General features: G+C 68.4%; 11 protein-coding genes. 8 read left to right on the top strand and 3 right to left on the bottom strand.

Annotated elements, in window-relative coordinates; translation table 11 throughout:
• A partial coding sequence (locus tag JOE30_RS21120) for an NADPH:quinone reductase (RefSeq protein ID WP_209993115.1) occupies positions 1–854 on the bottom strand: 854 nt, incomplete at its 3' end.
• Between the two features lie 98 nt (positions 855–952).
• On the opposite strand from JOE30_RS21120, the gene JOE30_RS21115 reads away from it, so the two are divergent.
• Genes JOE30_RS21115 through JOE30_RS21105 form a run of 3 tightly spaced genes read left to right on the top strand, consistent with a single transcriptional unit; the run spans position 953 to position 4,355 of the window.
• Positions 953–2,596, top strand: coding sequence for an alkaline phosphatase (locus tag JOE30_RS21115; RefSeq protein ID WP_204868884.1), 1,644 nt, complete (start codon positions 953–955; stop codon positions 2,594–2,596).
• 26 nt (positions 2,597–2,622) lie between these two features.
• On the top strand, positions 2,623–3,471 hold the full coding sequence (locus JOE30_RS21110; RefSeq protein WP_204868883.1) for a rhodanese-related sulfurtransferase: 849 nt from the start codon (positions 2,623–2,625) through the stop codon (positions 3,469–3,471).
• Positions 3,468–4,355 (top strand): pseudouridine synthase, encoded by an 888-nt coding sequence (locus JOE30_RS21105; protein ID WP_204868882.1) that lies wholly within the window; start codon positions 3,468–3,470, stop codon positions 4,353–4,355. Before JOE30_RS21110 ends, JOE30_RS21105 begins: the two co-directional genes overlap by 4 nt.
• 51 nt (positions 4,356–4,406) lie before the next feature.
• Here JOE30_RS21105 and glsA read toward each other — a convergent pair whose 3' ends face one another.
• Together glsA and thiM are read right to left on the bottom strand one after the other, a co-directional pair.
• Entirely contained in the window at positions 4,407–5,600 is a 1,194-nt protein-coding gene (gene glsA / locus JOE30_RS21100) for a glutaminase A (protein WP_204868881.1), read from the bottom strand.
• Positions 5,597–6,427, bottom strand: a complete 831-nt coding sequence (thiM, locus tag JOE30_RS21095) for a hydroxyethylthiazole kinase (protein ID WP_204868880.1) — start codon at positions 6,425–6,427, stop codon at positions 5,597–5,599. The genes glsA and thiM overlap by 4 nt, the downstream gene beginning before the upstream one ends.
• Positions 6,428–6,681: 254 nt before the next feature.
• Here thiM and JOE30_RS21090 point away from each other — a divergent pair, with 254 nt between their 5' ends.
• The 5 genes from JOE30_RS21090 (at position 6,682) to JOE30_RS21070 (ending at position 12,174) form a co-directional block, all read left to right on the top strand.
• The gene (locus tag JOE30_RS21090) at positions 6,682–6,882 is read left to right on the top strand and encodes a cold-shock protein (RefSeq protein ID WP_027504730.1); all 201 of its coding nucleotides are present in this window, start codon (positions 6,682–6,684) and stop codon (positions 6,880–6,882) included.
• 171 nt (positions 6,883–7,053) lie between these two features.
• Positions 7,054–8,133 (top strand): BMP family ABC transporter substrate-binding protein, encoded by a 1,080-nt coding sequence (locus tag JOE30_RS21085; RefSeq protein ID WP_307806277.1) that lies wholly within the window; start codon positions 7,054–7,056, stop codon positions 8,131–8,133.
• A gap of 2 nt (positions 8,134–8,135) precedes the next feature.
• Positions 8,136–9,713, top strand: coding sequence for an ABC transporter ATP-binding protein (locus JOE30_RS21080; RefSeq protein WP_204868879.1), 1,578 nt, complete (start codon positions 8,136–8,138; stop codon positions 9,711–9,713).
• Positions 9,710–10,909, top strand: a complete 1,200-nt coding sequence (locus JOE30_RS21075; protein ID WP_231476227.1) for an ABC transporter permease — start codon at positions 9,710–9,712, stop codon at positions 10,907–10,909. Before JOE30_RS21080 ends, JOE30_RS21075 begins: the two co-directional genes overlap by 4 nt.
• Positions 10,909–12,174 carry an ABC transporter permease gene (locus JOE30_RS21070; RefSeq protein WP_204868878.1) on the top strand — a complete coding sequence of 422 codons (1,266 nt, stop codon included), beginning with the start codon at positions 10,909–10,911 and terminating at the stop codon, positions 12,172–12,174. The genes JOE30_RS21075 and JOE30_RS21070 overlap by 1 nt, the downstream gene beginning before the upstream one ends.
• Positions 12,175–12,184: the final 10 nt, after the last annotated feature.

Here is a 12,184-nt window from a genome sequence, read left to right as displayed (position 1 = left end):
GGCGCGGTTCCCACGGTGTAGAGCAGAACGAACTGGTAGCGGATGTTGCCGACCATGCTGGGGCGGATGTCGATGGAGACCGCGTCGCCGCCGTTGTTCGCGTAGATCGCGACCGACGCGCGAGGTGCGGCGACGGCGGCATCGAGCTCTGCGTTCTGGGCGGGCGCCACCTCGACGATGATGTCCACGCCATTCGGAGCCAGTTCGCGGATGCGGGCGACAGCGTCGCCGGACTTGTAGTTGACGATGTGGTGCGCACGGGCGGCGGTGGCCAGACCCGCCTTCTCCGGGCCGCTCACCGTCGTGATGACGGTGGCGCCGGCCCAGCGCGCCAGCTGGATCGCGGCGTGGCCGACCGCGCCCGCACCGCCGGCGACCAGGACGGTCTTGCCGTCCAGCGCGCCCGGATGGAGACGGGACGGTCCGTCCTCGGACACGGTGAGCGCACGGTGCGCGGTCACCGCCGGGACGCCGAGCGAGGCGCCGAGGTCGAAGTCGGCGTTCTCGGGCAGCCTGACCACGCGATCCGCCGGGACGACGGTGAACTCCTGGGCGGTTCCGGTGGGGCGCTCGTGCTGGGCGAGCAGCAGCCACACCCGGTCACCGGTGGCGATGCCCTCGACCTCCGGGCCGACCGCGTCGACGACACCGGCCCCGTCCTGGCCCGGCACCACCTCGTCGAACGCAGGTTTCTGTCCCGGACCCGCACCCGTCCGCGATTTCCAGTCGGTGGGATTGACCCCCGCGACGACGAGGCGCACCCGCACCTCGCCGACGCCGGGCTCCACGATGTCGCGGTCGACTGCGGTCAGGACGGAGGGTGCACCGGTCTCGGTGTAGACGATTGCCTTCATGTGTGGGGCAACGATTCGACCGGGGGGTCCTGTTCCTGAGAGAGCGCCGCTCGAACGTTCACTTGACCGATCGGCCCGCATGGCATGGACTCACGGGCGTGCACGAGACTTCTCTGAACCGCCGCGGCTTCCTCCGGACCACCACCCTCGCCGCAGGGGTGGGCGCCGCGGCGACCCTCACCGCGCGGACCGCGGCGGCGCAGTCGTCGTCCGTCTTCCGACACGGCGTCGCCTCGGGCGATCCGCTCGAGGACGCGATCCTGCTGTGGACCCGCGTCACGCCGACCCCCGACGCGACGCCGGGGTCCGGCCGTGGACCGGCCACCACCGTCACGTGGGAGCTGGCGCGCGACGCCGCGCTGACCGACGTGGTGCGCTCGGGCAGCGTCGTCACCTCTGCCGACACCGATCACACGGTGAAGGTCGACGTCACCGGTCTGAGACCGGCGACCACCTACCACTACCGCTTCACGGCGGCGGGCGAGTCGTCGACGGTGGCCACCACCCGCACCGCCCCTGCCGCCGAGGCCGACGTCGCGCGCCTGCGATTCGGTGTCGTGTCGTGCGCGAACTGGGAGTCGGGGTACTTCTCCGCGTATCGCCATCTCGCCGCCCGCCAGGATCTCGATGCGATCATCCATCTGGGCGACTACATCTACGAGTACGAGACGGGCGGGTTCGAGGGCAAGAACGGCGTCGTGCGAGTGCACGATCCACTGCACGAGATCGTCTCTCTCGCCGACTACCGAATCCGGCACGGCCAGTACAAGTCCGATCCGGATCTCCAGGCCGCACACCGCGGTGTGCCGTGGATCTGCACGTGGGACGACCACGAGTCGGCAAACGACGCCTACGCCACGGGCGCCGAGAATCATCAGCCGGACACCGAGGGGGACTGGGCCTCGCGCAAGGCCAACTCGGTTCAGGCCTACTACGAGTGGATGCCCGTGCGCGCTGCGGGGACCGCGAACAACCGGCACCTGTACCGCCGTCTGCGGTTCGGGACGCTGATGGAGCTGTCGATGCTCGACCTCCGGACCTACCGTTCACAGCAGGTGCTGCCGTTCCAGGGCCCGGCGGTGGACTCGCCGGATCGCACCATCACCGGCGCCGACCAGATGGCGTGGCTGACGGCAGGTCTGACGTCGTCGCCCACGCAGTGGCGCATCATCGGCAACCCGGTGATGATCACGCCGACTCTGATTCCGCCGCTGGAACCCGAGGCGGCGCGAGGTGTCACCCAGCTGCTCGGGTTGCCGGCCGCCGGAGTGTCGTACAACGCCGATCCGTGGGACGGGTACACGGCCGACCGCCGCAGGCTGCTCGACGCGATCCGTACCGCCGGAGTCGACAACACCGTGTTCATCACCGGCGACATCCACTCCTCGTGGGCATGCGACATCCCGGTCGACGCCGCTGCGTACCCGGCGGCGGGAACGGTGGCGACCGAGCTGGTGGTCACGTCGGTCACGTCGGCGAACATCGACGACTTCCTGAAGGTCCCGGAGCACACGGTCGGTCGGGTGGCGGAGGAGGCGTTCAAGGCCTTCAACCACCACGTCAAGTACGTCGATCTCGACACCCACGGGTTCGGTGTCTTCGAGGTGACGCCGTCGGGCGCGCAGATGGATCACTGGTACGTCACCGCCAAGGAGGATCCCGCGTCGACGGCCTACTTCGGTGCGGGTTTTCGCGTCGGGTCGGGCACGCAGACGGTGGCTCCGGCACCGCCGCTGACCTGACGCGGGACGACGTAGACTGGACGATCGTGTCGACGCCCAAGATCGTGCTGTTCTACGTGTTCACGCCGCTGCCGGACCCCGAGGCGGTCCGGCTGTGGCAGCACACCCTGGCGTCCGCACACGGGCTCACCGGCCGGATCATCGTTTCCCCGCACGGCATCAACGCGACGGTGGGCGGCGACGTCCGCGCAGTCAAGAAGTACGTCCGTGGCACTCGTGAATACGCGCCGTTCGCGGCCGCGGACGTGAAGTGGTCGGACGGCCGCGGCGACGACTTCCCCAAGCTCAGCGTCCGGGTGCGTCCCGAGATCGTGACCTTCGGGGTACCGGACGAGCTCCACGTGACCGCGGACGGCGTCGTGGGGGGTGGCCGGCGCCTCGCACCCGAGGAGGTGCACGATCTGGTCGCCGAGCGTGGGGACGACGTCGTCTTCCTCGACGGCCGCAACGCCTTCGAGGCCGCGATCGGGCGTTTCGACGGCGCCGTCGCCCCGGACGTCGAGAACACACGAGAGTTCGTGGCACAGTTGGATTCCGGTGTGTTCGACCATCTGAAGTCGAAGCCTGTCGTCACCTACTGCACCGGGGGCGTGCGATGTGAGGTGTTGTCCGCGTTGATGCGCTCGCGCGGCTTCGAGGAGGTCTACCAGCTGGACGGTGGCATCGTGCGGTACGGCGAGCGATATGGGGACGACGGGCTCTGGTCCGGGTCGCTGTACGTGTTCGATCAGCGCGGCGCCGTCGCGTTCTCCGACCACCCGGCCGTCATCGGAACCTGTTCGCGCTGCAGGGTTCCCACCTCGCGGTACCTCGACACGGACGACGGCCACGGTCGTGGGTTGGCTCTGGTCTGCACCGAGTGCGTCCCAGCGTGAGCGTGCCGTTGCCGTTCCGGGACGGCCTCGCGCCGCTGCGGCATCGGTTGCCCCACGGTGAGCATCCGGCGACCACCCTCGACTATCTGGAGAGCGTGCTGCCCGACGACGCGTGGCGGGCGACGATGGCAGCGGGGGAGGTGGTCGACGAGCGCGGTCGCCCGTACACCGAGCACACGGCCTACCGCGCCGGTGCCGTCGTGCACTTTCATCGAGTTCCTGAGCCCGAGGTGCCCGTTCCCTTCGAGATGGAGGTCCTGCACGTCGACGACGCGATCATCGTCGTCGACAAGCCCCACTTCCTCGCGACCATCCCGCGCGGGCGTCACATCACCGAGACCGCGACGGTACGGCTGCGGCGGCTCTTCGACGAGCCGGACATCACGCCGGCCCATCGGCTCGACCGCGCCACCGCGGGAGTCCTGATGTTCACCAGGGCAGCCCGATTCCGCCGGGCGTACCAGGACCTCTTCGTCGACGGGAACGTGGACAAGGAGTACGAGGCCGTCGCCGGATTCGACTTCGCCCTCACCTTCCCGCGCACTGTCCGCAGCCGGATCGTCAAGGAACACGGCATCATGACCGCGCACGAGGAACCGGGTGAGCCGAACAGCGAGACACGGGTGGAGATCATCGAGAGGGTGGGCGACGCGGCGCGCTACCGGCTCTTCCCTCGCACGGGCAAGACGCACCAGCTTCGCCTGCACCTCTCCTCGCTCGGCATCCCGATCCACGGCGACCCGTACTACCCGACGTTCACGTCCGTGGCGCCGGACGATTTCTCGACACCCCTGCAGTTGCTCGCGCGCCGGTTGAGCTTCACCGATCCGCTCACCGGCGACCCCCGCACCTTCCGCTCACGGAGGGAACTCCGGCTCATCTGACCCCGACCGGCCTCCGGCCTTCCCGCTACCTGATTCCGACCGGCGTTCCCGCTACATGAGCCCGTTGGGGTCGTCCACCTCCACGTCGTGGCCGTCGCTGCGCAGTCGCTCGATCAGCTCGCCGAGCAGCCGCACCGCAGCTCCGTTGACCGCTCGGGCGGGCTCGAGCTCGAAACCGATGCGCGTCGGCTCGTCCGGCAGGTCGGCCAGGACGCGGCTCATGATGTTCTCCGCGCCGGCGAACCGGATGTCGCCCTGCAGTTCGTACACCGTGCGGCCGTCCTCCTCACGGGCCCGCCGCACCGCGGAGTGACCGGACGGGGCGATGTCCATCATGTGCAGATCCATGTCCCTCGACAGTCGTTCGAACACCTCGACCCCGCGCACGCTGTTGCCGCGGTCGTCGAGTCGTGGGGAGTGGACGGCGATCCCGAGCTGGCCGGGCAGCACCCCGATGATCGCGCCGGACACACCGCTCTTCGCGGGAATGCCGACGTTCGCGATCCAGTCGCCCGTGCCGTCGTACATCCCGCACGTGGTCATGGTCGAGAGCACCTGTCGCACGACAGCGGACGTCGCCACCCGGTCGCCACTCTCGGGATGGACACCGCCGTTCGCCATCGTCGCGGCGAGCATCGCGAGGTCGGGTGTGGTGACGTCGATGCTGCACTGTCGGGCGTACCCGGTGACGACCTCGTGTGCATCGCACTCGAGGACCTTCACCGAGGCGAGCATGTGGGCGAGCGCCAGATTCCGGTCGCTCGACTCCATCTCGGCATCGAACACGTCGTCGTCGATCGCGAGGTCGCGGCCGACGAACGCGGAGTGCAGCGCGAGGATCCGGTCGACGCGATGCTCGACGTCGCGCCCCTCGACCAACGAATGTGCCGCGATCGCACCGGCATTGATCAGCGCGTTGCGCGGTCGGCCGGTGTCGCGTTCGAGCGAGATCTCGTTGAACGCGTCACCCGATGGCTCGACGTCGATCTTGCGGTGCACGGCGTCGAGCCCACGGTCGGCCAGCGCGAGGGCGTAGGTGAGTGCCTTGGAGATGGACTGGATCGAGAAGGACGAGTCCACGTCGCCGGCGCAGTAGACCGTGCCCTCGACGGTGACGACGGCGACCGAGAACACGTCGGGGTCGGCCTCGGAGAGGATGCGGTTGCCCGTGAGGACCTCGCCGCCGTCCGAGTCCCGGCAGTCGCGCAGTACGGCCTCCAGGTAGTCGGTGATCGGTGACGTCACCGTGGCTGCCACTCGATGTGCGCGCGCCGGAGGATGTCGTCGGGGGTGACGGCGTGCAGTGCGTCCAGATAGGCGACCGCGAACGAGCCGGGCGCGGTGGCGGTCTCGGCCGCGATGTCGGCGGCGACCGTGGCGTGCGTGTGGGCCGCGATCGTCGCGACGCCGTGGTCGTCGACAGCGGCGCAGTATGCGGCGACGAGGGCGCCGAGCGAACACCCGGTTCCGGTCACCTTCGTCATGAGGACGCTGCCGCCGTGCACCGTCGCGAGTCCGCCCTCGTGGGCGATGTGGTCGATCGCCCCGCTCGCGGACACCGCTGTCGAGTAGGCGAGCAGGCCACGTGCGGCGTCGACCGCGTCCGCCGGATCGTCCGAGCTGTCCACACCGCGTCCGGACCCGTTCCGCCCGTCGGTGTCGAGTCCGGTCAGGCGGTACAGACCGATGATCTCGGAGGCATTGCCTCGCACGGCTGCGGGCCGGTGCTCGAGGAGCTCGCGGGCGAGTGCACCTCGCCACGGCAGTCCGCCGGCCGCGATGGGGTCCAGCACCCACGGGGTGCCAGCAGCGGCGGCGGCGGACGCGGTGGCCAGGTAGACCTCGCGCAGCTGCGGCTGGGGTGTGCCGAGGTTGATCAGCACCGCGTCGGCCACCCCGGCGAACAGCGGCGCCTCGTCCTCGTTGTCCACCATGGCCGCACTGGCGCCGGCGGCGAGGAGCACGTTCGCGGTGAAACCCGCTGTGACGTAATTGGTCACGGCGTGGACGAGGGGCGCGCGGTCGCGCAGCGCGACGAGCGCGTCGGCCACGGAGGTCGTCGGGTCGGTCATGAGACGCGTATACCCGCTCGGTGCTTCGCGTCACCTCACGCGGTACCGGTGGCGCATGGTCCCCGGTGTGTTGTAGCCTTATCGCAGCTGACAGGTCGTAGTTTTTGTGTGTTCGTGTTCATGCACGCTCGCTGGGAACTTGTAGTTGCGAGCGTGTGCGTCTTTCTGAGGAAACTCGGAGTTCGTCACGTTCAGTGCCGGCCCGGGTTTCACACGGTGTGAAACTCGAAGTATCAGCTGTAGGGAGCAACACCATGACTCAGGGCACCGTCAAGTGGTTCAACGCCGAAAAGGGCTTCGGCTTCATCGCTCAGGAAGATGGACCTGACGTGTTCGTCCACTTCTCCGAGATCCAGGGCACCGGCTTCAAGAGCCTCGAAGAGAACCAGCGCGTCGAGTTCGAGGTCACCTCGGGCGCCAAGGGTCCTCAGGCGAGCGGCGTTCGCGCGATCTGATTTCGGAGTAACCCACCGAAACTTCACACTGGGGCCGGACACCGACAGGTGTCCGGCCCCAGTGGCATGTCCGGGGGTGGGTCGCGCACAGGTTTTCGGACGGACGCTCGGCGCTCGTCCGACGCTCGGGTTAATGTTCCATCACAGCCACGAGCGAAACGGAGCACACCCGTGCCGAACACCCTTTCCAGAGCAACACTCTCCACCGTCGCAGTCGCGAGCGCGTTCACCCTGGTCACCGCCTGTGGGTCAGCGCCGGAAGACAGCGCGAGCGGCGGATCCGACTCGGGTGACTTCACCCCGTGCATGGTCTCCGACTCCGGCGGCTTCGACGACAAGTCCTTCAACCAGCTGAGCTACGAGGGCCTGCAGACCGCGGCCGGCGAACTGAACGTCGAGCCGATCACGGTGCAGTCGAACTCTCCGACGGACTACACCCCCAACTTGAACAACCTCGTCGACCAGGGCTGCGGACTCGTGGTCACGGTCGGCTTCGCGCTCGCGGACGCCACCAAGGAAGCCGCGGAGCAGAACACGGACGTCAACTTCGCCATCGTCGACGACTCGTCCATCGAACTGGACAACGTCAAGCCGCTGACCTACGACACGGCGCAGTCCGCGTTCCTCGCCGGCTACGCCGCCGCGAGCTACAGCAAGACGAACACCGTGGGCACCTTCGGCGGATCGCAGTTCCCCACCGTCACCATCTTCATGGACGGCTTCGCCGACGGTGTGAAGTACTTCAACGAGCAGAAGAACCGCGACGTCCGCGTCATCGGCTGGGACGTCGATGCCCAGAACGGCTCCTTCACAGGCGGATTCGAGGCGAACGAGGTCGCGAAGAACACCGCGCAGGGCCTCATCGACCAGAACGCCGACGTCATCTTCCCGGTCGGTGGCCCGATCTACCAGTCCGCCGCGCAGGCCATCCGTGACGCAAACCGTCCGATCGCGCTGATCGGCGCCGACGCCGACGTGTACGTCTCCGACCCGTCGGTGTCCGACCTCGTGCTCACCTCGGTGACCAAGGGCCTCGCCACCAGTACCGAGCAAGTGGTCAAGGCGGTCGGCGACGGCTCCTTCGACAACACCCCGTACGTCGGCACGCTCGAGAACGACGGTGTCGGCATCGCACCGTTCCACGATTTCGAGTCGCAGATCGATCCGGCTCTGCAGGGTGAACTCGACACGATCCGCGCGGGCATCATCGACGGATCGATCACGGTCACGTCGCCCTCGTCGCCCAACTGACGATGGCGTCGAACGACACCGCGTCCACGCTCGACAGCAGCCCCGGGCACGACCTGCCGAAGCTCGAACTCCGGGGCATCACCAAGCGTTTCGGTTCCCTGGTCGCCAACGACCACATCGATCTCACGGTCGAGGCGGGCGAGATCCATTGCCTGCTCGGTGAGAACGGTGCCGGGAAGTCGACGTTGATGAACGTCCTCAGCGGCCTGTACCGGGCGGAGGAGGGCGAGATCCTCATCGACGGGGAACGGCGCACCTTCGCCGGCCCCGGCGAGGCGATGAGCGCCGGGATCGGCATGGTGCACCAGCACTTCATGTTGATCCCGGTGTTCACCGTCGCGGAGAACATCATCCTGGGCAACGAGAAGACGACCTTCGGCGGTCGCCTGGACCTCGACGCGGCTCGTGCGCTGGTACGGGAGGTGTCGGCCCGCTTCGGGTTCGACGTGGATCCGGACGCGATCGTGGGCGATCTCCCGGTCGGCGTGCAGCAACGCGTCGAGATCATCAAGGCGCTCTCCCGCGAGGCCGACATCCTGGTCTTCGACGAGCCCACGGCCGTCCTCACGCCGCAGGAGACCGACGAGCTCATGACGATCATGCGTCAGCTCGCCGATGCTGGGACGGCCATCGTCTTCATCACGCACAAGCTGCGTGAGGTGCGCGTGGTCGCCGATCGCATCACCGTCGTCCGCCTCGGGAAGGTCGTGGGCCAGGCCGAACCGACCGCCACCGACGGCGAACTGGCATCCCTCATGGTCGGTCGCGACGTGCAGTTGCGCGTCGCCAAGGACCCGGCGCAGCTGGGCGACGCGGCGCTGGTCGTGTCGAGCCTGACGGTTCCGGGTGCTGCCGGCCCGGTGGTGAACGACGTGTCCTTCGAGGTGCGCGCCGGCGAGATCCTGGCGATCGCGGGCGTGCAGGGCAACGGTCAGACGGAGCTCGCCGAAGCACTGCTGGGTCTGCATCCGGCGATGACCGGTGAGATCACCCTCGACGGAGCCTCGCTGGTCGGTCGCGACGTGAAGTCCGTGCTGGACGCCGGTGTGGGTTTCGTTCCCGAGGACCGCACCGAGGACGGACTCGTCGGCGAGTTCACCATCGCCGAGAACCTCATGCTCGACCGGTCGCACGGTGGGCCGTTCTCGGCGCGGGGCAGCATCGTGCGGTCCTTCCTCCGGTCCTTCGCGTCGGAGAAGGTGTCGGAGTTCGACATCCGCACGCCGAGCATCGACACGGCCGTCGGACGCCTGTCGGGGGGTAATCAGCAGAAGGTCGTGCTGGCACGGGAACTCGGGCGCGACCTGCGCCTGCTCATCGCGTCGCAACCCACGCGCGGAATCGACGTGGGATCCATCGAATTCGTGCACAAGCGCATCGTCGCGACGCGGGACGCGGGCACGCCCGTCATCGTGATCTCGTCCGAGCTGGACGAGGTGTCGGCTCTGGCCGACCGCATCGCGGTGATGTATCGAGGCGCCATCGTCGGCATCGTGTCCGGCGACGCCTCGCGAGAAGAGTTGGGACTGCTCATGGCCGGAGGCCACTCCACCGACGCGAACACCGAGGGAGCCGCGTGACCGCGACGGACACCGCGACGCCGCCGTCGACGTCCGAGTCGGTGCTGCGCAAGATCGCCAGTGGCAGTGTGCTGCTGTCCCTGCTGTCGGTCCTGATGGCGTTCGTGGTCGGCGCGATACTCATCGCCGTCACCGATCCGCAGGTGCGTGAGACGGCGGGCTACTTCTTCTCGCGGCCCACGGACATGCTCTCCGCGATCTGGGACTCGGTCTGGGGTGCCTACTCGGCGCTCTTCCAAGGCAGTGTCTACAACTTCCGACGGCCTCGGTTCGCGGACGGTATCCGTCCGCTCACCGAGACCCTCACCTTCGCCACTCCGCTCATCGCCGCGGGTCTCGGTGTCGCACTGGCGTTCCGAGTCGGCATGTTCAACATCGGCGGCCGCGGCCAGATGCTCATCGCCGCCGCGTGTGCAGGCTACGTCGGTTTCACCTTCGACCTGCCGCCCTACGTGCACCTGATCGTCGCGATCCTGGCCGGTGTCGTCGGCGGCGCGCTGTGGGGCGGCATCGCCGGACTGCTGCGAGCGCGGACCGGCGCGCACGAGGTGATCGTGACGATCATGCTCAACTACGTCGCGTTCTACCTGATCTCGTACCTGCTGCGCACTCCCGGCGCGCTGCAGGCACCCGGCTCCAACAACCCCAAGACGCCCGCGATGATGGACGACGCGATCCTGCCGTCGCTGTTCGGCTCGAAGTACTCGCTGCACTGGGGATTCGTCCTCGTCATCGCCGTGACCGCAGCAGTGTGGTGGTTGCTCGAGAGGTCGAGCGTCGGCTTCCGGTTCCGCGTCGTGGGGGAGAACGCCTCCGCTGCCCGCGTGGCCGGCATCAAGGTCGAGCGCGTGTACATCTACGCGATGGTCCTCTCGGGTGCCCTGGTCGGCCTCGCCGGTGTCGCACAGGTTCTCGGGACCGTCACCACGGGCTTCTCCGCGGACATCGACGCCGGCATCGGCTTCGACGCCATCACGGTGGCACTGCTGGGGCGCTCGCGTCCGTGGGGAGTGTTCGCCGCCGGCATCCTGTTCGGAGCCTTCAAGGCGGGCGGCTTCGCGATGCAGGCCGCGGAGTCGATCCCCATCGACATCGTGCTCGTCGTCCAGTCGGTCATCGTCCTGTTCATCGCCGCGCCGCCCCTGGTGCGAGCGGTGTTCCGGTTACCCGAACCTCGAGCGAAAGGGGTGAGCTGATGGGCACACTCGCCACGGCTCCTCCCGACGCCGGGTCCCGTCCCGCCGCCTCCTGGAAGCTTCCCGTCGTCCTGGGCGTCGTCACCGTCGTCGCGCTGCTCGCCTTCGGGCTGCGGGGCGACAGCGGCACCAGCACGTTCTCGCTGGCCAGTGACAGCGACTTCGTCAGGTTGCCGGACGTGGGACTGCCCGCGCGCGCCACGTGCATCGCGCTGGTGATCCTGCTCGCCGCCCTCACGCTGGTCAGTGCGGTCCGCACTCGGGCGGGGCAGCGCACACCGGTGGCGATCACCGCGGTGTTCGCCGTCGCGTTCGTCCTGCTGTTCCTCACCTGGTCCGCGGTGGGCGAGACCATTCCCGTGCCGGGGCTGCTGCTCGGAACCGTCGCCCTCAGCACGCCGCTCATCTTCGGTGCGCTCGGCGGCGTCGTCTCCGAGCGTGTCGGCATCATCAACATCGCCATCGAGGGCCAGCTCCTCGGCGGCGCGTTCGTCAGCGCGGTGGTCGCGACGCTCACCGGGTCGCCGTACGTCGGTCTCGCCGCAGCCCTCGTCGCAGGAGCGTTGGTGGGCAGCGTCCTCGCGGTGTTCTCCATTCGGTATTTCGTCAACCAGGTCATCGTCGGCGTGGTGCTCAACGTGCTCGTCGTCGGGCTCACCAGCTTTCTGTACTCCAAGGTGCTGGTCCCCAGCGCGGCGACACTGAACACGCCGCCGCGCTTTCCCCGCATCGAGATCCCGCTGCTCTCGCAGATCCCGATCATCGGTCCGGTGCTGTTCCGGCAGACGGTCATCGAGTACGTCATGTACATCGCGGTCGCGGCCGTGTTCGTCGGCCTCTTCCGCACGCGGTGGGGCCTGCGGTTGCGCGCGGTCGGTGAGCATCCGCGCGCTGCGGACTCCGTGGGTATCGACGTCGCCCGCACTCGTTTCTGGAACGTCTGCCTCGCGGGCGCCATCGCCGGCATGGGCGGCGCGTACTTCACCCTGGGGTCGGTCGGTGCGTTCGGTAAGGAGATGACCGCCGGCGCCGGCTACATCGCCCTCGCCGCCGTGATCTTCGGACGCTGGGATCCCGTCCGTGCGACGCTGGCGGCCCTGCTGTTCGGATTCGCGTCCAACCTGCAGAACGTGCTCGGCATCATCGGGTCGCCGGTGCCCAGCGAGTTCATGTTGATGCTGCCCTACGTGGTCACCATCCTGGCGGTCGCCGGGCTCGTCGGAAAGGTGCGCGGCCCCGCTGCGGCGGGACGGCCGTACCCCTGAGTGCGGCCCT

It is taken from the genome of Rhodococcus sp. PvP016, assembly GCF_017832185.1.
GTDB lineage: Bacteria > Actinomycetota > Actinomycetes > Mycobacteriales > Mycobacteriaceae > Rhodococcoides.
The sequence above is the reverse complement of the archived record's forward strand: the minus strand, read 5'-3'. Positions and strand labels throughout refer to the sequence as shown.